The following is a 26939-nucleotide window of genomic DNA, read 5'->3' as shown; positions in this document are numbered from 1 at the left end:
GCAAGGCGGCGTGACGCCGCCCGCTTGCTTCTGACCACGTGCTCAGGTGTACAAATTGATGTCGAGCGCCACCACCACGCGCCGCATCTGGTTGGCAAACGTGATGTTGCCGCCACCGGCAAACAGCAGGCCCACGGGATTGCGCTGCTGGTTCCAGGTCCAGATGGACGAGCCGGAATCGCCGCCCGCGCTGAACGGCCCGCCGAGTCCCGTGATGGCGATCTGGTCCTGGAACAGCGCGATCCTGCCGCCGCCGTAATTGACGTTGATGGTGGCGCCCAGTCCCGTGATGCGGCCCTGCGTCAATTGCGTCGTGCGTCCGGATTTGCCGACCAGCATGCCCAGCGCGGGCGCCACCAGCGCATTGCTGATGCGGAAATAGGCAGGCACGCCGCCGCTCAGGTAGACCAGTTCGGGCCGCACCCGGTCAGGCCAGGCCCAGCCGGTGGCGCAGTCGACAAAGTTGACGCCGCCGCTGAAATTGATGGGCACGAAACGCTCCAGCACGGCCACCTGGTCTTGCGGGCAGCGGCCGCCGTCGATGGGGCCAGGCTGCACGATGCAATCGTTGAACACGCCGCCGTTGGAATTGGCCAGCACGTGATTATTGCTCAGGATCATCAAGCGGCTGTTGCGCGGCGCGCTGCGCCCCACGGCCAGGCAGCCGATGGTGCCGGCCGTGATGCGGAAATGCCCGACCGACACCCCGCCCGGCGCCGGGCGCAAACGGAAACGGTGCGGCTGCGCGTCGATCACGCCCGTGACGACGATGTTGACGGGCACCTTGTCGCTGGCCACGGCGCGCACGCCCATGGCGCCCACGATGGCGGCCTTGGCGCGGTCGACGGAGGTGGGTTCGGCCACGTACAGGGTCAGGGCCGGCAAGCCCGGCTCGCCGGACGAGCTGTCGCTGGCGCCCTCGCCCAGGCCGATGGACACGCCCTGGATATTGCCGCCGTCGCTGAAGGCATCGGCCGCGCGCACGCCACCCGCCTGGGAAATATTTTGGCGCATGCCGTCCTCGATGCTGCGCTTGATTTCCAGCAATTCCATGCTGACGCCGCTCAGGGCGTCGGGCACGTCCGAAATGGACGCGCTCTCGGCCGCATTGTCGTCGTCGCCTGGGACGGAAAATTGGCCGACGGCCTCTTCATCGTCCGCGCTTTGCCCCCTGCCGCTGCTGCCAGGCGGGGCGCTGAAACCATTTTCATTGCCTATCATCATGTTCTCCTCGTGGGTCGCTGCAAGCTTCCAGTGTGGGCGGGCCGCGCCGGCCGGTATTGATCTGGATTCAACTACCTGGTGTACGGTTGGGTAGCGCCATCAGGGGGGGGTGGAGAAGACAAAAATAGTTCCCTCGTCAAGGTTGAGCGAGATCAGGCGTGCGGGCAGAGGCGGCGCCGTATACTTGGCCGATACGCTGGAACTGGGCCTGCTTTACGGCAGCAACGGCAGCAATGGTATGGATGGGGAAACAATGACGAGCCCTGGTATGACAGGCCAATCCGACGACAACGCGCCTGCGGCAGCGGTGCCTGCGGCCGAGCGGGGGAGCCACGACGCAGAGGAAGCTGGCGGCCCGAACGCCGCCCGGCATGCTGGGTTCGTGCATGGCATGGCGGCCTGGGCGGAAAAACACCGCATCAGCCCCTGGCGTGGCAGTTTTGCCGACTTCCTCGAGCAGATCTTGCCGGGCCGGGCGGCCCTGCTGGCGCGCAGCGCGCACCAGTACCTGTGGGACATGATGCGCTGGAACGGCCACACCGATGACAGCGGGCGCTTCCGCTGCCGTTTGTTCGACGACGAGCTGTTCGGCATCGACGAGGCGATCGACCGGGTTGCCGCCTACTTCAAGGCGGCCGCGGCCGGTTCCGAGGTGGGCCGGCGCATGTTGCTGTTGCTGGGCCCGCCGTCAGGCGGCAAGTCGACCATGGTGATCCTGCTCAAGCGGGGCCTGGAAGAATACAGCCACAGCAGCGAAGGCGCGCTGTACGGCATTGCCGGCTGTCCCGTGCACGAATCGCCGCTGCACCTGGTGCCGCACAGCATGCGCGCCGACTTTCGCGCCAGCTATGGCGCCGAGCTGCATGGCGCCCTGTGTCCCCACTGCCGCGCCCGCCTGGAAGAACAGTACGGGGGCGACTTCCTGCGCATGCCCGTCGAGCGCATCCATTTATCCGAGGCGGGCCGCTGCGGCATCGGCACGTATGCTCCGCACGACCCCACCACGGCCGACCTGGCCGACCTGGTGGGCTCCGTCGACCTGTCGAAGGTGGCGCAGTACGGCGACGAAGGCGATCCACGCGCCTGGTCGTGGTCCGGCGCCGTGTATGCGGCCAGCCGCGGCATGCTGGAAATGATCGAGATCCTCAAGGTCAAGCGGGAATTCCTCTACCTGCTGCTGACCCTGACGCAGGAAAAGAATGTCAAGGTCTCGCGCTTCCCCTTGATTTACCTCGATGAAACCATCCTCGCGCACACGAATCTGGCCGAGTTTCGCAAATTCCTGCAAGAAAGCGAGAACGAGGCGCTGCTCGACCGCATGGTCATCGTGCAAGTACCGTATACCCTCAATTACCGCGAGGAAGCGCGCATCTACCGCAAGCTGATCCAGGCGGCCGCGCCCGCCTTCCGCGATGTGCACCTCGACCCGCATGTGCTGCATGCGGCAGCCGTGTTTGCCATCCTCAGCCGCTTGCCTGAAGCGGACGACAAGGAAGCCGAACTGGTCAAGAAGCTGCGCATCTACGCGGACGAGGACGTCGACGACCTGCAGCCTGCCGACATCCGCCGCATGCGCGAGCGCGACAAGGCGCCGGACGAGGGCCTGTCGGGCGTGTCTCCCCGTTTCGTCATCAATGCCCTGTCGCACGCCATCATTTCCGCCCAGCGCAACAGCCTTTCCACCATGGACGTGCTGCTGGCCCTGAAGGATGGCATCGAGAATGATGCGCGCATCGAGCCGCGGCGCAAGCGCAAGTGGGTCGATTACCTGGTGCTCACGCGCAAGGATTTCTATAACCGCTGGGTCAAGGCCGACGTGCACAAGGCCTTGTTCGTTTCATTCGAGCAAGAAGCACAAGACTTGTTGAACAAATACCTCGATGAAGTCGAAGCCATGCTGGACAACCGCCAGATCCGCGATCCCATCACCAGCGAAGAGCGCCGTCCCGACGAGCGCTTCCTGCGCGCCGTGGAAGAAAAAATCCATATCAGCGACTCGGGCAAGCAGTCGTTCCGGCAAGAAGTGGTACGCAAGGCCATGAGCGCCTTCAAGCGGGGCGAAGCGTTCGGCCTGGCCAGCCATGCGCAGCTGCACGACGCCATCCAGCAATACCTGTTCGAGCAGCGGCGCGACGTGCTCCGCCTGGTAGGCTCGGCAAAGCGCCCCGATGACGATGTGCGGGCCAGGATCTCGGCCGTCGAGCAGCGCCTGGTCGACGAATATGGCTATGACGCCCATAGCGCGCGCGAAGCGCTCAACTACGTGACCACCTTGCTGGCGCAGGAATAGCCATGTCCGCCACCACGTCACCAGGCAGCGGCAACCACGATGGCGGCCCGGCGCGCGACGGCGCCACGGGCACGGCAGGCGCCGCAGGCGGGGCAGCCCTGGCCTCGGCCGCACCGGCCCTGGCCCAGCCGTGGTATGCACTGTTCTCGCGCGGCGCGCGCGACTGGCTGCGCCACAACCAGAAGGTGCGCGACGCCGTGCAGGCGCACTTGCCCGAGCTGATCGCCACGCCCGACCTGATCGGCGGGCCGCAGCAGCGCACGGTGCACGTGCCCATGCGCCTGCTCGAACATGCGCGTTTCCGCCTGGCGCCCGCGCGCAACAGCGTGGGCGCGGGCCAGGGGGACGGCCAGCCCGGCGATATCCTGCGCCCGGCGCGCCCCGCCACCACGGACGGGGCCGGGACGCAAGGCGAAGGCGGCAATGGCGAGGGGACGGTGCGCCTGCTGCTGGAATTCCCCATCGACGACATCCTCGACTGGCTGTGGGAGGCCTTCGCCCTGCCCCACCTGACGCCGCGCCACCTGGGCGCGATCGACGAGGTACGGCTCGTGCGTAGCGGCCTGGACCGGCATGGCGCCCGTTCGCGCCTGGACCGGCGACGCACCGTCAAGGAAGCCATCAAGCGGCGCGCGGTGCAAGTGCAGCCCGTGCCCTTCACCAACGAGGACTTGCGCTACCGCCAGGTGCAGCCGCAGCCCCGGCCCAGCGCGAATGCCGTCGTATTTTTCGTGCTGGACGTGTCGGCCAGCATGGCGCAGGCCGAGCGCAAGCTGGCCAAGTCCTTTTTTTTCTTTGCCTTGCAAGGCTTGCGCCGCAGGTATGCGCGCGTGGAAACGCGCTTTATCGCGCATACGACGCGGGCCTGGGAGTTCTCCGAAGCCGAGTTCTTCCAGGTCAACGGCATGGGCGGCACCATGGCTTCCACGGCCTTTTGCCTGAGCCGCGACCTGCTGAAAGCACACTATGCGCCGGGCCGCTACAACGCCTACCTGTTCTATGCTTCCGACGGCGAGAATTTCAGCGAAGACCGTGGGCCGGCCAGCTTGGCCCTGGGCGAACTGGCCGCCTTGCTCAACTATATGGGCTATGTGGAAACCTTGCCCGGCGTGCCGCGCAGCCTGGAAACGGAGATGCACAGCCTGTTTGCCGAACAGGAACGGCGCGGCTTGCCCTTGCACAGCAGCCTGCTCAGCAAGGCCGACGACGTGTGGGCGGCCATCCGCACCTTTTTCCAGCACGAGGCGGCCGACGCGGAGGAAACTCCATGACGCGGGCCGGCCCCCAATCCGCCCCGCAGCCGGATGCGGGGCCAGGCCTGGCGGCACGGCCCGCCCTCCTCGACGGCAAGGCAGAGACAACAGACAACATGGCAACAGGCATTGCAGGCACGCCGGGCATGCCAGATACGCCAGAGCCTGCGGGCCTGGACGGCTACGCGGCGCGCATCGAAGCGCTGGCGCGGCAACTGGGCCTGGAATTTGCCCCCGTCGAGTTCGAACTGGTGCCCGACAGCTTCATGGCCGAAATCGCCATTTATGGCTTGCCCGTGCGCATGCGTCACTGGTCGTTCGGCGTGCGCTACATCCACCAGCTCGTGCATCAAAAAATGGGTAACTCGCATATGTTCGAAGTCATGTTCCCCGGCGACCCTTGCCATGCCTACATGGCCGAACACAATTCCGTGGCGGAAAATACCCTCGTCACGGCGCATGTGCTGGGCCATGCCGACTTTGCCAGCCGCAATGCCCTGTTCCTCCGCTTCGGCGCCATGGCGGGCCAGCACATCCTGGAACAGAGCGCGGCACGGGCGCAGCGCCTTGAAGCGGCGCTGCAACGCCACGGACAGGAGGCGGTCGAGGCCGTGCTCGACGCCGCACTGGCGCTGGAACAGCACGTGGACATCCACGCCGAGCTGCACCGCCCGCCCTATGCGGCGGCACGGGAGCCAGCCGGTACAGCGGATACGCAGGACGCCTCGGCAGACGATCGTTTCGCGCGGCGCTACCGGCGCCTGCCGGGCGAAGCGGCCGCGCTGGCGGCGCACGCGGCGGCCAGGGCGCGGCTGGCGCAGCGCCCGCTCCTGCCGCCGCAAGCCGAGTACGACTTGCTGTGGTTCATCGCTCGATACGGGCCGGAACTGGCCGACTGGGAACGCGACATTTTCCTGGCCGTGCGCGAAGAGTCGTTTTACTTCTATCCCGTGTACGCCTGCCAGATCATGAATGAAGGCTGGGCCTCGTACTGGCATGCGCGGCTGCTGCGCGAAGCCCGTTTCCTGCCGCCCGCACTGTATCTGTCCGCCATCAAGTCGCATTCGGACGTGGTGCGTCCCTACGCGGGCGAGCACCAACAGGCGCTGGCCGTCAATCCCTATCACCTGGGTTTTTGCATGTGGGAACACATCATCGAGCGCGAAGGATTGGCGCGGGCGCGCCAGATTTGCCGCGACGACGATGACTTCAGTTTCATACGCAACTATCTGGACGGGGAACTGGCCGACCGCCTGGGCCTGTTCGTGCATGAAAGCCGCCGCGACGGCGAAACGCGATTGGCCAACCGCGACTTGCGGGCCATCCGCGAAGCCATCCTGGCACCCAAATACAACTATGGCGCGCCCTGCATCGCCGTCACCCTGCTCAACGACGACGGCAGCCTGGTGCTGCGCCACGACCACCAGCGCGATGGGCGCGGCCTGGACCTGGAGCGGGCGGAACAGGTGCTCGCGTATATCGCCCGCGTCTGGCGCCGCCCCGTTACCCTGCATACGGCCGATTTCCGCAGCACGCCCCGGGTTCTGCGCAGCAAGACCGACGGCGTCCCCGAACCGCCCGCGCCGACAGTGCCGCCAGCGTCACCAGCGTCACCGACGCCGGCAGGGGCGCCCGGGCAGCACTGAGCGGCAAGCGACGGGGCGCATGCCTATCGCACAAGCGCCTGGCGCCGGCAATGGACACATGTTGCGCGCGCCGCCGGTGCGCGTAACTCGGGCGCGACCAGCCGCTACCCGCTACCCGCTAGCCGCTAGCCGCTATTTGCTATCCGCTAGGCCGCTAAGCCGCTAGGCCGCCAGCCACGACCCTGCACCTGACCGGCTTGTGGTCCGCGCCTGAACAGCTTATGGTTCGCGCCTGAACAGCTTGTAGAGCTTGTAGTTCGGCTTGAGCAGCCTGTCGCCCGCGGTTGATCCGCTTATCGTCATGCCAGGCCGGCTGATCCTTGCAATGGGCGGCTGATCCTCAAGTTCGGCTGGCTGATCGTCGTGCTTGGCCGGGCTGTCTTCACGCGTTGCCAACTTGTCTTCGCGCCGGGCAAGCTTTTGCCTTTTGCCTTTTGCCTCTTGCAAATTACAAATTGCAAATTGCAAATAGCCTTACGCCTGGCCAGTCTGCGCCACATACCAGGCGATGGTCTGGCGCAAGCCTTGCGCCAGGTCGTGCGTGGGCGCATAGCCGAGCAAGCGGGCCGCCTTGGCGATGTCGGCCTGCGAATGGCGCACGTCGCCGGCGCGAAACTCGCCGTAGCGGGGCGCCAGCGGCACGTGCTGCGGACGGGCCGCCAGCAGCATCTGCTGCATGGTGGCGTGCAGCTGCGTCAGGCTGGTGCGGGCGTTGACGGCCACGTTGTAGACCTGGTTGACGGCCGCCGGGTCGGCACGCGTGGCAGCCAGGATATTGGCTTGCACGGCATTGTGCACAAAGCAGAAGTCGCGGCTGGTGGCGCCGTCGCCGTGGATATCCACGGCCTGATTGTCCAGCATGGCGGCGATCCAGCGGGGAATGACGGCCGCGTAGGCGCCCAGCGGGTCTTGCCGCGGACCGAAGACATTAAAGTAGCGCAACCCCACCGACTGCATGGCATAGCAGCGCGCGTACACTTGCGCATACAGTTCATTGACATATTTACTCAAGGCATACGGCGACAGGGGCGCGCCGATGTGCTGCTCCACCTTCGGCAAGGCCGGATGGTCGCCGTAGGTGGCGCTGGACGCCGCATACACGAAGCGCTGCACGCCCGCCTCGCGGGCAGCGGCCAGCATGTTCAGGAAGCCGCTGACATTGACGGCGTGGCACAGCAATGGGTCTTCCAGCGAACGCGAGACGGAACCGAGCGCCGCCTGGTGCAGCACATAGTCGACGGGGCCACCGGCATCGGTGCTGCCATCGGTGCTGCCTTTCGCCCCATAGCTGTCACTGCCGCCACGGCCTGCAATGGCGCTGTCACCAGCACCCTTGCTGTTTCCCGCATTATTACTGGCATCATTGCTTGCAATGGTGCCATTGCAGGCATCGCCGCCCGTATTTCCACGATTTCCATCGCTTGCACTGCCCGCAGCCACGCCCGCGCCGCCAGCCGCGAAGGTATCCGCGGCACTGGCAACACCGGCCGCGCTCCCCGCCCCGCCGCACGCGCGCGCGCACGCCTGCGGGTCGCGTATATCGGCGTCGATGAAGGTGAAGCGCCGCCACGCCAGTTCGCCCACGCTGGCGCGCACCTGTTCCAGGTTATGCCGGTGGCCCGTCATGAAGTTGTCCAGGCCCCGCACTTCCTGCCCCAGCGTCAAGAGGGTTTCCAGCAGGTGCGAACCGATGAAGCCGGCCACGCCTGTCACCAGCCAGCGCCGCGGTTCGCTGGCCAGCTGCGCGCACGCTTGCGCGTAGGCGCCGGCAGCCGGATCGCCAGGCGCCGGATATGCAGCCGGACCGCAAGCATCGGCCGCCATCACAGCCGCCACACGTGCAAGCCGCCGTCTTCCAGCGGGCGGGGGTCGAAATGCGATTTGATGTCGATGAAGCAGCCATTGTCCAGCACCTTGCTCTGGAAGTCGGCCAGCGGACGGGCCAGCAGGGCCTGGTGCGAGACGGCGCTGACGATGGCCTCGGCCCGCGGCAGCTGTTCCCAGCTTTCCAGCGATAAACCGTACTCTTCCAGCGCTTCGCGGCCGTCGGCGACGGGGTCGTGCACGTGCACCTGCACGCCGTAGGACTGCAGTTCGTGGATCATGTCGACCACCTTGGAATTGCGCAAGTCCGGGCAATTTTCCTTGAAGGTCAGGCCCAGCACGTTCACGTGCGCGCCCTTCAGTTTGAAGCCGGCGCGCACCATTTCCTTGATGGTCTTTTCCGCCACGAACTTGGCCATGCCGTCGTTGATGCGGCGCCCGGCCAGGATCACGTGCGGGTGGTAGCCCAGCATTTCCGCCTTGTGCGTCAAATAATAGGGGTCGACGCCGATGCAGTGGCCGCCCACCAGGCCGGGCCGGAACGGCAGGAAATTCCATTTCGTGCCCGCCGCCTGCAGCACTTCCAGCGTGTCGATGCCGATGCGGTCGAAGATGATGGCCAGCTCGTTCATCAGCGCGATGTTCAGGTCCCGCTGCGTGTTTTCGATCACCTTGGCCGCCTCGGCCACGCGGATGCTGGATGCCCGGTGTACGCCGGCCTCGACCACGCCTTCGTACAGGGCCGCCACCTTGTCCAGGGTGGCGGCGTCGTCGCCCGAGACCACCTTGCGGATGCTGTGCAAGGTATGCGCCTTGTCGCCGGGGTTGATGCGCTCGGGCGAAAAGCCCACATGGAAGTCGTCCTTCCAGCGCAGACCCGAATGCTGCTCGAGGATGGGGATGCAGATTTCCTCGGTGGCGCCCGGATACACGGTGGACTCGTAGATGACGGTGGCGCCGCGCCGCATGTGGCGGCCGACGGCCGCGCTGGCGCCGGCCAGGGCCGAGAAGTCGGGATTGTGCGCGCTGTCGACGGGCGTGGGCACGGCCACGACGATGAAATCGGCCAGCTGCAGCTCGGCGGGATCGCAGCCGACGCTCAGCCATTGCGCGGCGCGCAGCTGTTCCGTGCTCACTTCGCCCGTGGGATCGACATGGCTGCGGTAGCTTTCCACCTTGCGGGCCGACAAGTCAAAGCCGATCGTGCGCTGGCGCATGCCAAACGCCACGGCCAGCTGCAAGCCCACATAGCCGAGCCCCACCACCGCCACCACGTCCGTCCTGCTCTCCACCTTGCTGTCCATATGCGTGTGCTCCGAATGGTTGCGGCCCCAGCAGCGCCGTCCAGGAAATTCTACGATTGCAGGTCCGGCCATTCTTGAGCGGAAACAAGAAACACGGGGCGGCGGCCAGCGCGCAGGGCGCCAATCGGCGGCTTGTTGAGCGCAATCAAGGAGAGCGGCGGCCATCTTTTTAAGCTAGGCCATGCCCATTCCCCATGCACGCCGCTACCGGAGACTTCCATGGCCCGTTCCCTGCCCCGTCCTTTCCCCGGCCTGCCTGCCGCCGCGCTGTGCTGCACCCTGCTGCTGCCCCTGCTGACGGCTTGCCACGGCACGCAAAGCAGCGAATCGCTGCTGGCCGACGCGCAGCAGTACCGTCAGAAAGGCGAGGCGCGGGCCGCCATCATCCAGCTGAAGAATTTGCTGCAGAAGGAACCGGACAACGCGGCGGCGCGCTTGCTGCTGGGCAGCATCTATATCGACACGGGCGAAGCGCTGTCGGCCGAGAAAGAATTGCGCAGGGCCAAAACGCTGGGCCTGTCGGCCCAGCAAGTGATGCCCCTGCTGGGCAAGTCCTGGCTGATGCTGGGCCAGTTCGACAAGGTGCTGGCCGAAGTGCCGGACGATGCGGCGCAGCCCCCCGCCGTGCTGGCCCTGCGCGGCGACGCCCTGCTGGCCCTGGGCCGCCAGGACGAAGCGCGCGCCGTGTTTGCGCGCCTGCTGGAAGCCCATCCGGAGCAGGTCGAGGCCTTGCTGGGTCTGGCGCGGCTGGCGGCGCTGGAGCAGCAGCTGCCGGCGGCCCATCTGCTGCTGGCGCAAGCGTTGAAAAGCGCGCCCGCCAACCTCGACGCCATACGCCTGCAGGGCGACCTGCTGCGCCTGCAAGGCAAGAACGGGCCGGCGCGCCTCGCCTACATGCAGATCCTCAAGATAAAACCGGACAATACCCAGGCGCATATCGACCTGGCCAACCTCGATATCGCGGAAAACCGCTACGCGGAAGCGGGCGCCCAGCTGGCCACGGCCCGCAAGACGGCGCCCAACAGCCTGGGCCTGCTGCAAGCGCAGGCGCTGCTCGATTTTCGCCAGGGCAAGAACAAGGCGGCCTTGCAAGCCTTGCAGCTGGTGCTCAAGGCGGCGCCCGAGCACATGCCGTCGATCCTGCTGGCCGGCGCCGTGCAACTGGCGCTGGGCTCGCCGCAACTGGCGCAAGCCTATCTGCAGCGCTTCCTCGCCGTGTATCCCCAGCACCTGTACGCCGTCAAGATGATGGCTTCGATCGAACTGATGCGGGGCAAGACCGACGCGGCCATCGCCCTGCTGCAACCGATGCTGGCCGCCTTTCCCGAAGACGTGGAATTGCTGTCGCTGGCGGGCGAGGCGCACTTGCGCGCGCGCCAGTACGACAAGGCGACGGCGTATTTCGAAAAAGCCAGCACCCTGGCACCGGACACGGCCCGGCTGCATGCGGCACTGGGCATCAGCCGCCTGGGCCAGGGCGAGAACAGCCGCGCCATCAACGAGCTGGAACGGGCCAGCATGCTCGACAAAAACACGCCGCAGGCGGGCACCATGCTGGTGATGACCTTGCTGCGCAACAAGCAGAACGACAAGGCCCTGGCTGCCGTCAAGACGATGGAACAGCAGCAGAAAGGCACGAATCCCCTGCTGCTGAACCTGAAAGGTGGCGTCTACCTGGCCTTGCGCGACTTGCCGGCCGCGCGCGCCAGCTTCGAGCAGGCGCTGGGCATGGACCCCGTGTATTTGCCCGCGCTGAACAACCTGGCGCAGATCGACCTGGCGGAGAAAAAGCCAGAACAAGCGCGGCAGCGCTTCGAGCGGGCGCTGGCGAAGGCGCCAAAAAATGCCGACCTGTGTGCGGCGCTGGCCAAGCTGGCCGCATCGCAGGGCAAGACGGACGAGGCGCGGCGCTGGCTCGAGCGGGCCCACCGCGACAATCCCGACGCCGTGGGGCCGGCTCTGCTGCTCAGCAATTTTTACCTGAAGACGGGGGCGCCCGACAAGGCGCTGGAACTGGCGCGCAGCCTGCAGACGGGCCATCCGGGCGACGCCGATGCGCTGGCCCTGCGCGCCCAGGTGGAATACAGCGCGGGCCAGGCGCAGGCGGCGCTCGACAGCTACAACAAGCTGGCCGGCATCCAGAATGGCTCGGCGCCTTTGCAGATGCGCATCGCCAGCCTGCACCTGGCGCTGGGCGACCACCATAACGCGCTGCAAGCCGTCAAGCGGGCGCAGGCGCTCGATCCGGGCCTGCTGGAAGCGCGCGTGATCGAAGTGGCCATGCTGCTGAACCTGAATCGCCAGCGCGAGGCGCTGGCCGTGGCGCGCCAGGTACAGGAACGGCAGCCGAAGCTGGCGGCCGGCTACAAGCTTGAAGGCGACGTGCTGATGGAGCAAAAGCTGCCGCAGCAAGCCGTCAAGCTGTACCGGCACGCGTTCGGGATCAGCCCCATCGGCCCCTTGCAGGTGCAGCTGTACCGGGCCTTGCAGGCGGCGGGACAGGCGCGCGACGCCGATGCGGGCATGGCGGCCTGGCTGCAGGCGCATCCGGAAGACTTGAGCACGCGCACTTACCTGGCCGGCACGATGCTGGCAGCCAAGCAATACCGCGACGCCATCGGGCACTTCCAGTACATCGTTGCCAAGGACACCAGTAATGTGGTGGCGCTGAACGACCTGGCCTGGGCCTATCAGCAGGAAAAGGACCCGCGCGCGCAGGCCACGGCCGAGCAGGCGCTCAAGCTGGCGCCCGGCAATCCCTCCGTGCTCGACACCCTGGGCTGGATCGTGCTGGAGCAAGGCGACGTCAAGCGCGCCACGGCCCTGCTGCGCCAGGCGGCGGTGCTGGCGCCGGCGTCGCCCGAAGTGCTGTACCACCTGGGCGCCGCCCTGGCGAAGTCAGGCGACAAGGGCGGCGCGCGCAAGCAGCTGGAACAATTGCTGGCCGCCAACAAAGACTTTCCGCAGCGGGCCGCAGCGCAAGCCTTGCTGACCCAGCTCTAGGCCATGGCGGCGCACGCGGCCCTGCCCGGCCTGGCGGCGCGGCTGCTGGCCCTGCTGGCGGGCGGCGCCTGCGCGCTGGCCTTGCGCCATTACCCGCTGGGCCACGGCTGGCCCGGCCTGCTGTTTGCCATCCTGCTGCCCGCCTATTTCCTGCTGCTGTGCTGGCGTCCCGCCTGCTGGCTGTTCTGCGTGCCCGCCTTGCTGCCCGTGCTGGACCTGGCGCCGTGGACGGGCTGGTTCTTTCTCGAAGAGATCGACGTGCTGCTGTTGCTGACGGTGGCTTGCGGTTACTGGCGCCTGGGCGCGGTTGCGCAGCCCGCCGCGGCACGGCTGTCGCCCGCCGCCCGCGCCTGCCTGCTGCTGTGCAGCCTGGCCTGGCTGATCGCCGTGCTGCGCGGCGTGCTGCCGCTGGCGCCGCTGGACGCGAATGCCTGGGATAATTATCTGAGCCCGTACAACAGCTTGCGGCTGGGCAAAGCCTGGGCCTGGAGCATGCTGCTGCTGCCGCTGCTGCTGCGCGACGCAGATGCGCCCGCCCTGCGCCGCTACGCGCTGCCGGGCATGCTGGCGGGACTGGCCATGGTGTCGCTGTTCGCGCTGTGGGAGCGGGCCGCGTTTCCCGGCCTGCTGAACCTGTCCAGCGACTACCGCATCACGGCGCCGTTTTCCGCCATGCACACGGGCGGGGCCGCGCTCGACGGCTACCTGGCCCTGAGCCTGCCGTTTGCGGGACTGTGGCTGGCGCGCGCCCGCAGCCGCTGGCAGGCGATGCTGGCCTTGCTGCTGCTGGCACTGGCCCTGCACGCGGCCTTCGCTACCTTTTCGCGGGGCCTGTACCTGGCATTGGCCGCGGCCGTGCTGCTGGCGTTTTGGCAAACCCTGCGGATGGCGCCCGGCGCGCCGCGGCGCCCAGCCGGCCGGCTGCCTGTCCGAAAACTCTTGCTGAGGCTGTTGCTGGCCGGCCTGGGCACCGGCCTGCTCGTGTATATGTTTACCGTGGCTGGCTACCGGGGCTTGCTGGCCGCCGTGGTCCTGTTCGCGGCCAGTTTCGTGCTGGCCGCGCGCCCCCTGCCGTGGCGCCTGGCACCGGCCAGCCTGCTGTGCGCACTGTGCCTGCAGGGCTTGCTGGCCAGCTGGTGGCCGGACGGGAGCAGCCTGCAAGGCACGGGCTGGCTGAAAGGCCCGTATTTCCTGTTCCTGCTGGCCGCCGCGCTGCTGGCATGCGCCCTGTGGCCGGACAAGGCCAGTGGCAAAGGCCCGGGCAGGCTGGGCCTGGCGATGGTGGCGTGGGCCATGCTGGCGTGCAATCTCGTCTGGATAGGCTGGCACTGGGCCGGCCCCCCAGCCCTGCTGCCGGCCGGCCTGGTCGTGCTGCTGGCCATGCTAATGCTGAGCAACGCTCGCGTGCAGGCGCCGCTGTGGCGGCTGGACCGGGCCAGTCTCAGCATCGCGGGCGCGGCCGGCATCCTGCTGCTGCTGGCCATCCCCGTCTCGGCCAGCTATTACGCCACCGAACGTTTCGCCACCACCGCCTTCGACATGCAGGGCCGCTTGCGCCATTGGCGGCAGGTGCTGGCCATGCAGCCAGCGGACTGGGGCGACCGCCTGTTCGGCATGGGCATGGGCAGTTTTCCCGCCACGTATTACTGGCACAATCCGGGGCGCGAGGTGCCGGCCAGCATCACGTATGCCGAAGAAGACGGCAGTCCCGGGAATTCGGTCACCCCCGGCAACCGCTACGTGCGCCTGGCCAGTCCCGGCTACAGCGCCGGCTATGGCGAACTGCTGCGGCTGCTGCAACGCCTGCCCGTGCAGCCCGCCACGCGCTACACGCTGGAACTCGATGCGCGCCGGACGGGCCCCATGCCCGTGCTGCAGGTGCGCCTGTGCCAGCGGCAATTGCTGTATGCACAAGCTTGCGTGAATATCCCGCTGCGCCTGCACCCTGCGCCGACTGGCAGTCCCGTGGGGGCCTGGCAGCACTGGCAGCACTACGAGGTGCCGTTCGACAGCGCCTGGCTGGGCGGCGGTTCCTGGCTGCTGCGCCCGCCCGTGCAGCTGGAACTGGCGGCCAGCGGCACGGCCACCTCATCCGTGGTCGAAGTCGACAATCTGAGCCTGCGCGCGCCCGGCGGCGAGGAACTGATCGCCAATGGACGCTTTACGCAGGCAAACAATTACTGGTTTTTCAGCAGCGACCACCATCACTTGCCGTGGCATATCAAGAGCCTGGCGCTGCATCTGCTGGTGGAAACGGGCTGGTGCGGCGCCCTGTCGATGCTGGGCCTGCTGGCCCTGGCGGGCCTGCGCCTGCAGGGCAGGGCCGCGCGGGGCGACCAGGGCGCACTGGCTTGCGCCGCCGCCCTGCTGGGTTTTCTCGTCGTGGGCCTGTTCGACAGCCTGCTCGACGTGCCGCGCATCGCCCTGCTGTGCTACCTGATGCTGCTGTGCGCGCTGCTGCAGCCCGTCCGCTCTCCTCCTTCTGCCCTTGAAAGTGCACCCCCATGAAAGCCTTGTCTTCCGCCCTGCTGTCCTGCCTGGTGCTGGCCCTGGCCGGCGCCCCCTGCCGCGCCGACGGCACCCTGGCGCAAACCATCGCGCGCGTGAAACCGTCCATCGTCGGCGTGGGCAGCCTGCAAAAGACGCGCACGCCGCCCATGAATTTCATCGGCACGGGTTTCGTGGCGGGCGACGGCTTGAGCGTGCTCACTTGCGCCCATGTGATCCAGAAACTGCTCGACGCCAATCCGGACGAAGTGATCGGCATCCTCACGGGCCAGGGCGAGGTGGCGCAATTTCGCCCCGCCAAAGTCCAGGCGCTGGACACGGAACACGACCTGGCCTTGCTGCGCCTGGCAGGCGCGCCGCTGCCCGCCCTGGCGCTGGGCGACGCGGCCACCGTGCGCGAAGGCCAGGCCATGGCCTTCACGGGTTTTCCCCTGGGCACCTTGCTGGGCTTGCACCACGTGACGCACCGCGCCACCGTGTCGTCGCTGACGCCGGTGGTCATGCCCAGTGAAAACGCGCAGCGCCTGGACCCGCGGCGCCTGGCGCAGCTGCAAAAGGCCCCGTACACCGTGTTCCAGCTGGACGCGACGGCGTATCCGGGCAGCAGCGGCAGCCCCCTGTTCGATCCCGAGACCGGTCTCGTCTACGGCATCGTCAACATGGTGTACGTCAAAGGCCTGAAAGAGGCGGCCATCAGCGCGCCCAGCGGCATCACGTATGCGATACCGGGCAGCCACATGCAGGCGATCTTGCTGAAAAACAAATGAGTTGTCAGTTGCGCCCCTGCCTCAGCCGGTCCGTAATGCCAGGCTCATCCCATGTCGGAAAAAAAAAGGGGTAAAACGACCGTTCACCCCCATGCTGTTCCATCAGGCCGCCGTATTTGCGGATCTGGGCCCCCATGTAATCGAGGTCCAGCCGCAGCAGCACGGCCGGCGCCCCCACGCGCGTGCACTCTCGCTCGCCGCCGAAGTCCTTGAAACCCAGCATGCGCTTGTAAAACACCACGTGACGGGGGTTGACTTCGATCACGTAATCAGTAAAGCCGTGAATATTATGGGCATAGATATAAGAAATATGAATCAGCGCCGCAAACACGCGCTTGCTGACGCCCTTGTCGATGGCCAGGCGCGACGGTTCGCACAGGCGCCGGCCCTCTTCGCGCAGCACGTCGAGCTTGTCGCGGAAGTTTTCATCGGCGGGCAAGCCCGTCTCGTCATTATCCAGGCACAGGGTCATGGTGCCCACCGTGCTGCCGGCCGTTTCCGCAAACAGGGTGATTTTATTGAGCGCATGCGCAATGCCGGGGTCGACGGCATAACCGCGCCAGCCATACATCTTGCGGATCAGCAGACTCGCCGCTTCGCGCCGGCCACGCGAATTGGCCATGCGGATATGAAAGCGTTGCAGGTCGAGTTCGTGCTCCATGGCGGGATCGATCTGCCCCTCGCCCACCACCAGGTCGCTGAAATTGCCCGGCGTATCGAAGGAAATAATGGGTTCATCGTCAAAGCTCATCTTGTCCTCACGTTCATCGGCCGCCGTCGAGACGGACTGAAGCCAATGCCTTGTGACAAGATAAAAACTGGAGAAGTTCCCACGCCAGGCAAAAAAAACAGAAGAAATAGCCTATTTAATAGCAAAATTACACGCTAAAATTTGCCTGCAAGTACAAAATGACAAACAAAAATGCTGTTTTGACAGGACTATTGCCGATTTAGAAAAAACTCTCCGGTATCAACAGTACATCGCCAGGCCGCATCATGACGTTGGCGGAAATGTCGCCATTCTTGAGCAGGTCGTCCAGGCGCACGCCCAGCTGCTGCTGGCTGCCTTCGCGCATGCGGATGATGCTGGCCTTGTTGCCGGCGGCAAAGTCCGTGACGCCGCCCACGGCGATGAGCACGTCCATCAGCGACATGCCCAGCCGGTACGGCAGCGCCTGCGGCTTGGCCGCCTCGCCGATCACCCGGATCTGCTCGCTGTACGGCCCAGAGAAATTGGTGACGATGACCGTCACCACGGGCTGCTGGATGAACTTGCCCAACGCTTGCTCGATGTCGCGCGCCAGCTGGGTCGACGTCTTGCCGCTCGCCTCCAGGTCTTCCACCAGCGGCGTGGTGATCTTGCCGTCCGGCCGCACGGCCACCGTCAGCGACACTTCCGGGTTGCGCCACACGATGATGTTGACGGAATCGCCCGGGCCGATCAGGTAGTCGTGCATGGGCGCGCTGTCGTCGGCGGGCGCCGGCGGATGGGGCGCGCGGCAGGCGCCCAGCAGGCTGGCGGCGCCCGCCAGGACCAGCGCGCGACAGACAAATGCACGGCGAAACGGATTCATGCGGAGCCTCTTCGGGTCGATGGCGCGTCCAGGGCCGGCCCCGCAGAACCAGCCTGAGCCGCGAACTTCCTATGATTATTAAAACCCGGCAAGTCAACCTTGAGGCGTATCAAGAAGCAATCATCTTGGGAAATCTTGCTCGACAGGGGTCCTATACTTTGCTTACTCAACAGGCTAGCATTTTTTGCAAGACGCCTGTCCGCGCCGCCAAGCCCTCTGCCGTGCAGCACCGTCACTTGAAGGAAGCGACATGGAAGAATTGATACAGCAACTGCTTTCCGGCCTGAAAGGCATCTGGAAATACCGCTGGCATGCGGTGCTGGTGGCGTGGCTGGTGGCAATCGGCGGCTTCATCCGGGTGATTACCCTGCCGGACGACTTCCAGACGTCGGCGCGCGTGTTTGTCGATACGCAAACCATCCTCAAGCCGCTGATGGCCGGCATGACCAGCGTGCCGAATACGGAACAGCAGGTGGCCATCATGAGCCGCACCCTGCTCAGCCGCCCGAACGTGGAGCGCGTCATGCGCATGGTCGACCTGGACCTGGACTCGAAGACCGTGCGCGAGCACGAGGCCCAGCTCGATGACCTGATGAGCCGCATCAAGATCACGGGCACCAACGCCTACGACATCTACACCATCAGCTACAGCGGCCGCGACCCGAAGCTGGTGCGCGACGTGGTGCAAAGCCTGCTGACCATCTTTGTCGAAGGCAGCTTCCAGGGTAAAAAGGGCGACTCGCAGAAGGCCGTGCAGTTCATCGACGAGCAGATCAAGAATTACGAGGACAAACTGAGCGCGGCGGAAAACCTGGTGAAGGAATTCAAGATCCGCAACAACCTGCTGCTGCCGCGCCAGGGCATCGACTATGGCAGCCAGCTGCTGATGTCGTCCGATAGCCTGAACAATGCCAAGCTGGAACTGGTCGAGGCGGAGCAGGCGCGCAAGGCCATCCAGAGCCAGATCGAGGGCGACGAGCCCGTGCTGGACCTGGAACCGAACGCGTCGTCCATCACGAATCCCGAACTCGACGAGCGCATCGCCTCCCTCAACAAGAACCTCGACAGCCTGCGCATGCAATTTACGGAATTGCATCCTGACATCATCGCCTCGAAGCGCCTCATTGCCCAGCTGGAGGAGCGCAAGATCGAGGAAAGCAAGCTGAAGACGGCGGCCGGCGACCCGGGCAAGAATTACAGCCCCATGCTGCAGCAACTGAAGGTGGCGCTGACGGATGCGGACGCCAAGGTGGCCGCCATCCGCGCCCGCGTGCAGGAATACAACGCGCGCAACGAGCGCCTGCTGGCGCAAAGCAATGCCGTGCCCGAGGTGGAATCGCAGCTGGCGCAGCTGAACCGCGACTACATCATCAACAAGGAAAACTATGAAAAGCTGATCGGCCGGCGCGAAGCGGCCAAGCTGTCGGGCAAACTGAGCTCCACCACGGAGATGATGGCCTTCAAGATCATCGATCCCCCCACGGTGCAATATGCGCCCGTGGGCCCGAACCGCCCGCTGCTGTTCAGCGCGGCGCTGGGCGCGGCCCTGGTGGCCGGCATCGCCACGGCCCTGCTGATCAGCCAGGTGCGCCCCACCTTCCTCAGCCCCGCCGAACTGCGCGATGCCACGGGCTTGAACGTGCTGGGCACGGTATCGATGAACTGGACGGCGCTGCAGCAGGTGCGCCGCCGCCGCGCCCGCTATGGCTTTGGCGCCTGCCTGGGCAGCCTGTTCGTGCTGTACGGCGGGGTCATGACGGCCGCGCTGCTGAAATTCTAGCGCCACCACGGGAGCGACGATGAGCACCAAGGACAGCGGCAGGCAGGAACCCACCATCCTGGGCGTGGCCGAGGCCGGCGTGCCGTACGGCGCGGACCATGCGCCCCCCCAGGCCGAGGCACTGAATCCCCGCTACCGGAGCTTGAACCTGGCCCGGCTGGCGGAACAAGGCATGCTCACGCAGGATGGCGGGCGCAGCTCGGTGGCCGAGGATTTCCGCATCATCAAGCGCCCCCTGCTGCGCCAGGCGCGCGCCAGCGGCGCCGAAGCCATCCGCCACGGCAACCTGATCGTCGTCACCAGCGCCATGCCCGGCGAAGGCAAGACGTATTGCGCCATCAACCTGGCCATGAGCATCGCCATGGAAATGGATATCACGGTGCTGCTGGTCGACGCCGACGTGGCGCGCCCGTCCGTGCTGAAGGTGCTGGGCCTGCCGCCCGAGCCGGGGCTGATGGACGTGCTGCTGGACCCGCAACTGGCCATGGCGGACGTGATCCTGAAAACCAACGTGGCCAACCTGAGCATCCTGCCCGCCGGGCGCAGCAACAAGCATGCGACGGAACTGCTGGCCAGCCGGGCCATGAGCCGGTTGCTGGCCGAAATTGCCAGCCGCTATGCGGACCGCGTCGTCGTCTTCGACTCGCCGCCCCTGCTGATCACCAGCGAGGCGCACGCGCTGGTGGGACAGATGGGGCAAGTGGTGATGGTGGTCGAAGCGGAAACGACGACCCAGCACGCCGTCAAGGAAGCGCTGCGCCAGATCGAAGCGTGCGAACACATTCATTTGATCTACAACAAGACCAAATCGTTCCCCGGCAGCGACTACTACGGTTATGGCTATTACGATTAGCCGCCGCGCGCCGCGATCCGCCCCCTTGCTGCTGTCCCTGCTGCTGCCCGCGCCCGCCGGCGCCGTCGACTGGCTGGTGGTGCCGTCGCTGCGCCTGCGCGAAAGCTACACGGACAATGCCATGCTGGCGCCGCAGGCGCAGGCCAGGTCCGACTTCATCACGGAAATCGCGCCCGCCCTGGCCCTGATCGGCAGCGGCCCCCGGCTGCAGGTGCACCTCGACTACAACTGGCGCAAGTTCCACTACCTGCACCGGCCCGACACGGACACCCACCAGCTGCAGGCGTCCGCCGAGGCGGAACTGCTCAAGGACTGGTTGCACGTCGAGGCACGCGCCGGCGTCAGCCGCCAGAATGTCTCGCCGTTCGGGCCGCAGATCATCGACGGACTGCCCGGCAGCGGCAACGAGAGCAGCGTGCGCACCACCATGCTGAGCCCCTACCTGCGCCACCGTTTCCGCGCCCTGGGCACGGCCGAACTGCGCTACACGCGCAGCACGGTGGCCAGCGGCGGCGACCTGCTGGCCATGCACAGCGACGAAGTGCAGATGCTGCTGAGCGGCGAACCACGCGGCAACGGCTGGAGCTGGAACGCCAGCTACGACAGGCGCAACACGCTAAACAGCAAGCTGGCGCCGGAGCGCATGCAGCGCAGCAGCGTGGGCCTGCGCTACCCGTTCAGCAGCAAATGGGCGGCCACGGCCAGCGCGGGCACGGAAAAGGAAGGCTATGCCAGCAGCACGGGCAAGGCGCCGCAAGGGCGCTTCTGGTCCGTGGGCGGCGTCTGGACGCCGTCGCCGCGCACCAGCGTGGCCTTCAGCACGGGGCGGCGCTTCTTCGGCCAGACCTACAGCCTCGACGCCCATTTCCTGCAGCGCCATACGAACTGGTCGCTCAACTACAGCGAAAACATCACCACCATGCCCGCCCAGTACCTGCGCCTGGGCAATGCCGACGCGGCCAACCTGCTGGACCAGCTGTGGCGCGGCATCTTTCCCAACGCCATGCAGCGCCGCCTGCGCATCGACGCCTTCCTGCGCTATGCGAACGGGCTGGGCCCGGAACTGGGCGCCATCAATTACTTCAGCAACCGCTATTTCCTGCAAAAGCAGCTGAGCCTGACGGCGGCCCGCGCCACGGCGAAAAGCACGGTGATCTTGGCCGTCAATGCCGTCGACCGCACGGCGCAGACGTCCAGCGGCATCGACAGCGGCCTGCTGCCCGGCGTGGACTTCGGCAGCGAAGACCGCACGCGCCAGCTGGGCAGCAACGCGGGCTGGAGCTGGCAGGCGTCGTCGCGCACCAGCGTGAACGTCAATGCCGGCTACGCCAGCGTGCGCTCGCTGAGCGCCCCGCGGCGCGACAACAACGTCACCGTCACGGCTGGCCTCAGCCGCACCCTGCAGCCGAAGATAACGGCCAGCATCGACCTGCGGCGCACCCAGCACAGCAGCACCCGGGGCGGCGGCTACCGCGAGAACGGCGTCAGCGCCACGCTCAACATGCAGTTTTAAGGAGGATGCAGCATGCCCATCTTGCCGCCAGCAACGCCCGCGCACCTGCTGTGCGTGGTGGCCGCGCGCCCCAACCTGATGAAGATGGCGCCCATCCTGGCCGCCCTGGCCCGCCAGGCGCCCGCCGTGCGCACGACCTTGTTACACACTGGGCAACATTACGACACGGCCATGAACGGCCAGCTGTTTGCCGACCTGGACCTGCGCGCGCCCGACATCGCCCTCGACGTCGGCTCCGGCAACCACGCGCAGCAGACGGCCGAGATCATGCGCCGCTTCGACGCCGTGCTGGACGCCCATCCGCCGCTGGCGCCCGATTGCGTCCTGGTGGTGGGCGACGTCAATTCCACGCTGGCGTGCGCGCTGGTGGCGGCCAAGCGGGCCATCCCCGTGATCCACGTCGAGGCGGGCTTGCGCAGCGGCGACCGGCGCATGCCCGAGGAAATCAACCGCGTGCTGACGGATCAATTATCAAGCCTGCTGCTGACCAGCGAGGAAGGCGCGCGCGCCAACCTGCTGCGCGAAGGCATCGCCTCCGAGCGCATCCATTTCACGGGCAACGTCATGATCGACAGCCTGCGGCAGCAATTGCCGCGCGCCGCCGCGCCCGCCGCCACCTTGCGCGCCCACGGCCATGCCTGTCCGCCCGCGTATGGCCTGGTGACCCTGCACCGGCCGTCGAACGTGGATGACAAGGTGCAACTGGAAGCGCTGCTGCGGGCGCTGGGACAACTGGCGCAACAGTTGCCGCTGCTGTTTCCCGTCCACCCGCGCACGGCTGCCGGCCTGCGCCTGGCGGGCCTGGAAGCCTTGCTGGCGCAGCCGGGCATCGTCTGCCTGCCGCCGCTGGGCTACCTGGAAATGCTGGGTCTGATGCAAGGGGCGCGCCTGGTGCTGACGGATTCGGGCGGCATCCAGGAAGAAAGCACGGCCCTGGGCGTGCCTTGCCTGACCCTGCGCGCCAATACGGAGCGGCCCGTCACCGTCAGCGATGGCACGAATACGCTGGCCGGCACGGACCCGGCCGTCATCCTGGCGCTGGCGCGCGCCACCCTGACAACGGGCGGCAAGCGGGGCCGCCTGCCCGCGCTGTGGGACGGCCACGCGGCCACGCGCATCGCCGCCGCCATCGCCGCCTGGCTGGCGCGCGGGGGCACGCCATGACGGCGCCGCCCGCGCTGTTGCGCAACGCGCTGACCATCGACGTGGAAGACTATTTCCAGGTTTCCGCGTTTGCGCCGCACATCGCGCGCGCCGACTGGCCCCGCCTGGAATGCCGGGTCGAGGCGAATATCGAGCGCATCCTGCTGCTGCTCGAGCAGCGGCGCATCCACGCCACCTTCTTTACCCTGGGCTGGATCGCCGAACGCTACCCGGCCATGCTGCGCCGCGTGGCCGACGCGGGCCACGAGGTGGCCAGCCACGGCTATGCGCACCTGCGCGCCTGCGACCAGTCGGCCGCGCAATTCGCCGACGACGTACGCCGCAGCAAGACCATCCTGGAACAGCTGACGGGGCTGCCCGTGCACGGCTACCGGGCGCCCAGTTTTTCCATCGGCGCGGCCAACCTGTGGGCCTTCGACGTGCTGCAGGAAACGGGCTACCGCTACAGTTCCAGCATCTACCCGATCCGCCACGACCACTATGGCATGCCAGGCGCGCCCCGCTTTGCCTGGCGTCCGCGGGGGCCGCTGGGCGTGCTGGAATTGCCCGTCAGCACAGTGCGCCTGCACGGGCGCAACGTGCCGGCCGGCGGCGGCGGCTATTTTCGCCTGATGCCGTATGCACTGTCGCGCTGGCTTTTGCGGCGCATCAATTCGCGCGACGGGCAAGCTGGCATATTCTATTTTCATCCTTGGGAACTCGATCCCGGCCAGCCCCGCACATCCGGCCTCAGCGCAAAGACGCGCTTTCGCCACTACCTGAACCTGGGGCGCATGGAAGCGCGGCTGGCCCGGCTGACGCGCGACTTCGCCTGGGACCGCATGGACCGTATTTTTCTGGAAAGCACATGATGCACGAGGCCAGCCTTCCCTTCGACCTCCCGGCGCCAGCGCCCGGCAGCATGCCGCGCGCAAGCGCCATTGCCGTGCACTCGCTGCAGGGGCACGAACATGCGCGCTGGGATGCCTTTGTCGATGCTTGCCCCGAGGCCACCTTCTTTCACCGCGCCGGCTGGCAAACCATCATGGAACAGGGTTTCCGGCACGACAGCCATTTCCTGTACGCGGAACAGGAAGGGCGCATTGCCGGCGTGCTGCCGCTGGCCCATGTGCGCAGCCGCCTGTTCGGCGCCTCCCTCGTCTCGCTGCCGTTTTGCGTGTACGGCGGCATCGCCGGCGGCAGCGGGGCCGTCCGGCTGGCCCTCGACGAAGCGGCGCAGGCGCTGGCCCGGCGCCTGGGCGTGGGGCACCTGGAATACCGCTGGCGCGAGGAGACAGACGATGCCCACGAAGATGCGCCGGACAAGGCGTCGGCCGGCTGGCTGCGCAAGCCCCTGTACGCGACCTTCCGCCGCCCCCTGCATGCCGATGCCGAACAGAATCTGCTGGCCATTCCCCGCAAGCAGCGCGCCGTCGTGCGCAAGGCCATGGCGGCCGGCCTGCACAGCGCCATCGACCATGACCTCGAACGCTTCTACCCGATCTACGCGGCCAGCGTGCACCGGCTGGGCACGCCCGTCTTCGCACGCCGCCATTTTTCCCTGCTGCGTACCGTGTTCGGCGCCGACTGCGAGATCCTCACCGTGTACCACGGCCAGCAGGCGCAAGCGAGCGTGCTGCAGTTCTATTTCCGCGATGAAGTGCTGCCCTATTACGGGGGCGGCAGCGTGCTGGCGCGCAGCACGGGCGCCAACGACTTCATGTACTGGGAAGCGATGCGCCGCGCCTGCGCGCGCGGCTGCCGCCTGTTCGATTTCGGCCGCAGCAAGCTGGGCACGGGGGCCTGCGACTTCAAGAAGAACTGGGGTTTCACGCCGCAGCCGTTGCCGTATGCCTACCGTCTCGTGCGCGCCAAGGCGCTGCCGGAAGTCAACCCGCTCAATCCCAGATATGCGCTGTTCATCCGCGCCTGGCGCCGCCTGCCGCTGCCGCTGGCCAACCTGCTGGGGCCGCACATCGTGCGGCAACTGGGCTAAGCATCCGGACACATCATGCGCGAACTGCTCTTCCTCGCCCACCGCCTGCCGTATCCGCCCAACAAGGGCGACAAGATACGCTCGTGGCACATGCTGCAGTACCTGAGCCGGCATTTCCACGTCCACCTGGGCTGCTTCATCGACGATGACGACGACTGGCAGCACGCGAAAACCGTGGCCGCCCTGTGCGCCAGCACGCGCTTCATCGGCCTGGGGCGCAGCATGGCCCGCTGGCGCGCCATGCAGGCGCTGCTGTCGCGGCAAGCCATGAGCGTGCACTACTACCGCGATGCGCGCCTGCTGCAATGGGTCGACGGCTTGCTGTCGAGCGGCAAGGTGCGCCATGCGCTGGCCTTTTCCGGGCCCATGGCGCAATACATCGACGGCAGCGCCGGCCGCTGCCTGCACCGCGTGATCGATTTCGTCGACGTCGATTCCGACAAGTGGCGCCAGTACGGCGACAGCAAGCCGTGGCCCATGTCGCTGCTGTACCGGCGCGAGGCGCAACTGCTGCTGCAGTACGAGCGCCATATCGCCCAGCAGTTCACGGCCTCCAGCTTCGTCTCGCCCGCCGAAGCGGCCCTGTTCCGCCAGTGCGCGCCCATGGCGCGGCGCAAGACGGGCCACGTGAATAACGGCGTGGACACGGCGTATTTCGCACCCATGCCAGCCCAGCCCGCCGTGTATGCGCCCGGCGTGCAGGCGCTGGTATTTACGGGGGCCATGGATTACTGGCCCAATGTCGATGCCGTGCAATGGTTCGTGCGCCACGTGTGGCCCACCCTGCGGCGCCAGTTTCCCCAGCTGCAGTTCTATATCGTCGGCAACGCGCCCGTGCCTGCCGTGACGGCGCTGGCCAGGGTGGCGGGCGTGGTGGTGACGGGCAAGGTGCCCGACATCCGGCCTTACCTGGCCGGCGCGGCGCTGGCCGTGGCGCCCTTGCGCATCGCCCGCGGCGTGCAGAACAAGGTACTGGAAGCGATGGCGATGGGCAAGATCGTGCTGGCCACGCCGCAGGCGCTGGAAGGCATCGCCGCGCAGCCGGGCCTGGAACTGCTGCTGGCGCGCGACGACGCCGAATTCATCCACCATGCCGCACGCGTGCTGCACCATGCCCAGGGCGGCGCGGCCGAAGGCAGCGGCGCGGCCATCGGCGCGGCCGCGCGCCAGCTGGTGTTGCAGGAGTACGACTGGGAACGCAACCTGCGCGGCCTGGGCGCCATGCTGGGCCTGCCTGCCGAAGCCGATGCGGGTGGCAGCGGCGCTGCGGCAGCGCCGCTGCCCGTGCGGGAGCCATCCACATGAGCCTGCAACTCGACAGCATCGCCCCCTTGCCGGACGCAGCCTTCCTGCCGTACGGCCATGGACCGCATCAGGCCGCACGGGCCTTGCTGCTGCTGGCCCTGGCCGCCGTCGTGCTGCTGTACCACGCCACCTTCTGGTCGATGCTGGAGCTGTGGTCCCGCTCGCAAACGTTCGCGCATGGTTTCCTGATCGTGCCCATCAGCTGCTGGCTGGCCTGGCGCCAGCGCGCCCGCCTCGCCGCGCTGGCGCCCCAGCCGGCGTGGCAGGGCTTGCTGCTGCTGGCCACGCTGGGCCTGGGCTGGCTGCTGGCCGACGCCGCCAACGTGCCCGTGGTGAAACAGTATGCGGCCACGGCCATGCTGCCCGCCTGCGTGCTGGCCATCCTGGGCTGGCCGGCCGTGCGCCTGCTGGCCTTCCCCCTCGCCTACCTGTTTCTCGCCGTGCCATTTGGCGAAGTCTTCCTGGAACCGCTGATCGACTTCACGGCCGCCTTCACGGTCACCGCGCTGCAATGGACGGGCGTGCCCGTGTTTCGTGATGGCAGCAATTTCTCGCTGCCCACAGGCAACTGGTCGGTGGTGGAGGCATGCAGCGGCTTGCGCTACCTGATCGCCGCGCTGGCCCTGGGCGCCCTGTACGCCCACGTGAACGTGCACAGCACGGGGCGGCGCCTGGCCGTCATGGCCGCCGCCCTGGTCGTGCCCATCGTGGCCAATGGCGTGCGCGCCTACCTGATCGTGATGCTGGGCCACCTGAGCAACATGCGCCTGGCCGTGGGCGTCGATCACCTGATCTATGGCTGGCTGTTCTTCGGCGTGGTGGCGCTGCTGCTGTTCTGGCTGGCCGCGCGCTGGCGCGAATTGCCGCCGGCGCGCGCCGCTCTCTCCCTGTCCACCCTGCCCGTGCGGCCCGGCGCCGGCACGGCCGGCACGCGCGCCGTCGTGCGCGCCAGCGTG

General features: G+C 66.9%; 20 protein-coding genes. 14 read left to right on the top strand and 6 right to left on the bottom strand.

The annotated features are described in order from the left end of the window. Positions 1 to 42: 42 nt before the first annotated feature. Positions 43 to 1221, bottom strand: a complete 1179-nt coding sequence (locus GCN74_RS05405) for a hypothetical protein (RefSeq protein ID WP_152255832.1) — start codon at positions 1219 to 1221, stop codon at positions 43 to 45. Between the two features lie 271 nt (positions 1222 to 1492). Here GCN74_RS05405 and GCN74_RS05400 point away from each other — a divergent pair, with 271 nt between their 5' ends. From GCN74_RS05400 to GCN74_RS05390, 3 genes are read left to right on the top strand one after another with little or no spacing between them, the layout of a single operon-like run. After that, positions 1493 to 3514 (top strand): serine protein kinase, encoded by a 2022-nt coding sequence (locus tag GCN74_RS05400; RefSeq protein WP_152255698.1) that lies wholly within the window; start codon positions 1493 to 1495, stop codon positions 3512 to 3514. Positions 3515 to 3516: 2 nt separating this feature from the next. Beyond that, positions 3517 to 4785 (top strand): DUF444 family protein, encoded by a 1269-nt coding sequence (locus GCN74_RS05395; RefSeq protein ID WP_152255697.1) that lies wholly within the window; start codon positions 3517 to 3519, stop codon positions 4783 to 4785. Continuing rightward, positions 4782 to 6413, top strand: coding sequence for a SpoVR family protein (locus GCN74_RS05390; protein ID WP_226938873.1), 1632 nt, complete (start codon positions 4782 to 4784; stop codon positions 6411 to 6413). Before GCN74_RS05395 ends, GCN74_RS05390 begins: the two co-directional genes overlap by 4 nt. A gap of 219 nt (positions 6414 to 6632) precedes the next feature. On the opposite strand, the gene GCN74_RS05385 is transcribed toward GCN74_RS05390, so the two are convergent. The 3 genes from GCN74_RS05385 to GCN74_RS05370 are packed head-to-tail and all read right to left on the bottom strand — an operon-like array spanning position 6633 to position 9541. After that, positions 6633 to 6881 (bottom strand): hypothetical protein, encoded by a 249-nt coding sequence (locus GCN74_RS05385; RefSeq protein ID WP_152255696.1) that lies wholly within the window; start codon positions 6879 to 6881, stop codon positions 6633 to 6635. Positions 6882 to 6887: 6 nt separating this feature from the next. After that, on the bottom strand, positions 6888 to 8237 hold the full coding sequence (locus GCN74_RS29195) for an SDR family oxidoreductase (protein ID WP_226938872.1): 1350 nt from the start codon (positions 8235 to 8237) through the stop codon (positions 6888 to 6890). Next, complete coding sequence (locus GCN74_RS05370) at positions 8237 to 9541, bottom strand: nucleotide sugar dehydrogenase (RefSeq protein WP_152255695.1); 1305 nt, start codon at positions 9539 to 9541, stop codon at positions 8237 to 8239. Before GCN74_RS05370 ends, GCN74_RS29195 begins: the two co-directional genes overlap by 1 nt. Positions 9542 to 9760: 219 nt before the next feature. Between GCN74_RS05370 and prsT the strand changes: the two genes are divergently transcribed. The 3 genes from prsT to GCN74_RS05355 are packed head-to-tail and all read left to right on the top strand — an operon-like array spanning position 9761 to position 15819. Then, a complete protein-coding gene (gene prsT / locus GCN74_RS05365) occupies positions 9761 to 12544 on the top strand; it encodes an XrtA/PEP-CTERM system TPR-repeat protein PrsT (RefSeq protein ID WP_152255694.1) in 2784 nt (927 codons plus the stop codon). 3 nt (positions 12545 to 12547) lie between these two features. Beyond that, positions 12548 to 15052, top strand: a complete 2505-nt coding sequence (locus GCN74_RS05360) for a hypothetical protein (RefSeq protein WP_152255693.1) — start codon at positions 12548 to 12550, stop codon at positions 15050 to 15052. After that, the gene (locus GCN74_RS05355; RefSeq protein ID WP_152255692.1) at positions 15049 to 15819 is read left to right on the top strand and encodes a S1 family peptidase; all 771 of its coding nucleotides are present in this window, start codon (positions 15049 to 15051) and stop codon (positions 15817 to 15819) included. The genes GCN74_RS05360 and GCN74_RS05355 overlap by 4 nt, the downstream gene beginning before the upstream one ends. A gap of 4 nt (positions 15820 to 15823) precedes the next feature. On the opposite strand, the gene GCN74_RS05350 is transcribed toward GCN74_RS05355, so the two are convergent. Together GCN74_RS05350 and GCN74_RS05345 are read right to left on the bottom strand one after the other, a co-directional pair. Next, positions 15824 to 16570: an N-acyl amino acid synthase FeeM domain-containing protein gene (locus GCN74_RS05350; RefSeq protein ID WP_152255691.1), complete on the bottom strand. Its 747-nt coding sequence runs from the start codon at positions 16568 to 16570 to the stop codon at positions 15824 to 15826. Positions 16571 to 16769: 199 nt separating this feature from the next. Continuing rightward, entirely contained in the window at positions 16770 to 17393 is a 624-nt protein-coding gene (locus tag GCN74_RS05345; RefSeq protein ID WP_152255690.1) for an XrtA/PEP-CTERM system exopolysaccharide export protein, read from the bottom strand. A 250-nt stretch (positions 17394 to 17643) separates the two neighbouring features. On the opposite strand from GCN74_RS05345, the gene GCN74_RS05340 reads away from it, so the two are divergent. The 8 genes from GCN74_RS05340 to xrtA all read left to right on the top strand — a co-directional run. After that, positions 17644 to 19173: an XrtA system polysaccharide chain length determinant gene (locus GCN74_RS05340; RefSeq protein WP_152255689.1), complete on the top strand. Its 1530-nt coding sequence runs from the start codon at positions 17644 to 17646 to the stop codon at positions 19171 to 19173. 19 nt (positions 19174 to 19192) lie between these two features. After that, the gene (locus GCN74_RS05335; RefSeq protein WP_152255688.1) at positions 19193 to 20026 is read left to right on the top strand and encodes an XrtA-associated tyrosine autokinase; all 834 of its coding nucleotides are present in this window, start codon (positions 19193 to 19195) and stop codon (positions 20024 to 20026) included. Continuing rightward, the gene (locus GCN74_RS05330) at positions 20010 to 21539 is read left to right on the top strand and encodes a TIGR03016 family PEP-CTERM system-associated outer membrane protein (RefSeq protein ID WP_152255687.1); all 1530 of its coding nucleotides are present in this window, start codon (positions 20010 to 20012) and stop codon (positions 21537 to 21539) included. Before GCN74_RS05335 ends, GCN74_RS05330 begins: the two co-directional genes overlap by 17 nt. Before the next feature lie 12 nt (positions 21540 to 21551). Continuing rightward, positions 21552 to 22703, top strand: a complete 1152-nt coding sequence (gene wecB, locus GCN74_RS05325; RefSeq protein WP_152255686.1) for a non-hydrolyzing UDP-N-acetylglucosamine 2-epimerase — start codon at positions 21552 to 21554, stop codon at positions 22701 to 22703. Next, positions 22700 to 23554 (top strand): XrtA system polysaccharide deacetylase, encoded by an 855-nt coding sequence (locus GCN74_RS05320; protein ID WP_152255685.1) that lies wholly within the window; start codon positions 22700 to 22702, stop codon positions 23552 to 23554. The genes wecB and GCN74_RS05320 overlap by 4 nt, the downstream gene beginning before the upstream one ends. Then, positions 23554 to 24678: a FemAB family XrtA/PEP-CTERM system-associated protein gene (locus tag GCN74_RS05315; protein WP_152255830.1), complete on the top strand. Its 1125-nt coding sequence runs from the start codon at positions 23554 to 23556 to the stop codon at positions 24676 to 24678. The genes GCN74_RS05320 and GCN74_RS05315 overlap by 1 nt, the downstream gene beginning before the upstream one ends. A 15-nt stretch (positions 24679 to 24693) precedes the next feature. Continuing rightward, the gene (locus GCN74_RS05310; protein WP_152255684.1) at positions 24694 to 25983 is read left to right on the top strand and encodes a TIGR03087 family PEP-CTERM/XrtA system glycosyltransferase; all 1290 of its coding nucleotides are present in this window, start codon (positions 24694 to 24696) and stop codon (positions 25981 to 25983) included. Then, on the top strand, positions 25980 to 26939 hold a 960-nt coding region (gene xrtA, locus GCN74_RS05305), incomplete at its 3' end, for an exosortase A (RefSeq protein WP_152255683.1). The genes GCN74_RS05310 and xrtA, both read left to right, overlap by 4 nt.

Source organism: Janthinobacterium sp. FT14W, assembly GCF_009208755.1.
In the GTDB taxonomy this organism is placed as follows: domain Bacteria; phylum Pseudomonadota; class Gammaproteobacteria; order Burkholderiales; family Burkholderiaceae_D; genus Janthinobacterium; species Janthinobacterium violaceinigrum.
Note: the sequence above shows the minus strand (reverse complement) of the source record. Positions and strands in the feature narration are given on the sequence as shown.

Bases quoted from the DNA above. Each gene is read 5' to 3' on its own strand.
- GCN74_RS05340 (WP_152255689.1), top strand. From the start codon at position 17,644: ATGGAAGAATTGATACAGCAACTGCTTTCCGGCCTGAAAGGCATCTGG.
- GCN74_RS05310 (WP_152255684.1), top strand. From the start codon at position 24,694: ATGCGCGAACTGCTCTTCCTCGCCCACCGCCTGCCGTATCCGCCCAAC.
- GCN74_RS05395 (WP_152255697.1), top strand. From the start codon at position 3,517: ATGTCCGCCACCACGTCACCAGGCAGCGGCAACCACGATGGCGGCCCG.
- GCN74_RS05370 (WP_152255695.1), bottom strand. From the start codon at position 9,541: ATGGACAGCAAGGTGGAGAGCAGGACGGACGTGGTGGCGGTGGTGGGG.
- GCN74_RS05330 (WP_152255687.1), top strand. From the start codon at position 20,010: ATGGCTATTACGATTAGCCGCCGCGCGCCGCGATCCGCCCCCTTGCTG.
- wecB (WP_152255686.1), top strand. From the start codon at position 21,552: ATGCCCATCTTGCCGCCAGCAACGCCCGCGCACCTGCTGTGCGTGGTG.
- GCN74_RS05400 (WP_152255698.1), top strand. From the start codon at position 1,493: ATGACAGGCCAATCCGACGACAACGCGCCTGCGGCAGCGGTGCCTGCG.
- GCN74_RS05315 (WP_152255830.1), top strand. From the start codon at position 23,554: ATGCACGAGGCCAGCCTTCCCTTCGACCTCCCGGCGCCAGCGCCCGGC.
- GCN74_RS05320 (WP_152255685.1), top strand. From the start codon at position 22,700: ATGACGGCGCCGCCCGCGCTGTTGCGCAACGCGCTGACCATCGACGTG.
- prsT (WP_152255694.1), top strand. From the start codon at position 9,761: ATGGCCCGTTCCCTGCCCCGTCCTTTCCCCGGCCTGCCTGCCGCCGCG.
- GCN74_RS05390 (WP_226938873.1), top strand. From the start codon at position 4,782: ATGACGCGGGCCGGCCCCCAATCCGCCCCGCAGCCGGATGCGGGGCCA.
- GCN74_RS29195 (WP_226938872.1), bottom strand. From the start codon at position 8,237: ATGGCGGCCGATGCTTGCGGTCCGGCTGCATATCCGGCGCCTGGCGAT.
- GCN74_RS05405 (WP_152255832.1), bottom strand. From the start codon at position 1,221: ATGATAGGCAATGAAAATGGTTTCAGCGCCCCGCCTGGCAGCAGCGGC.
- GCN74_RS05360 (WP_152255693.1), top strand. From the start codon at position 12,548: ATGGCGGCGCACGCGGCCCTGCCCGGCCTGGCGGCGCGGCTGCTGGCC.
- GCN74_RS05355 (WP_152255692.1), top strand. From the start codon at position 15,049: ATGAAAGCCTTGTCTTCCGCCCTGCTGTCCTGCCTGGTGCTGGCCCTG.
- GCN74_RS05350 (WP_152255691.1), bottom strand. From the start codon at position 16,570: ATGAGCTTTGACGATGAACCCATTATTTCCTTCGATACGCCGGGCAAT.
- GCN74_RS05345 (WP_152255690.1), bottom strand. From the start codon at position 17,393: ATGAATCCGTTTCGCCGTGCATTTGTCTGTCGCGCGCTGGTCCTGGCG.
- GCN74_RS05335 (WP_152255688.1), top strand. From the start codon at position 19,193: ATGAGCACCAAGGACAGCGGCAGGCAGGAACCCACCATCCTGGGCGTG.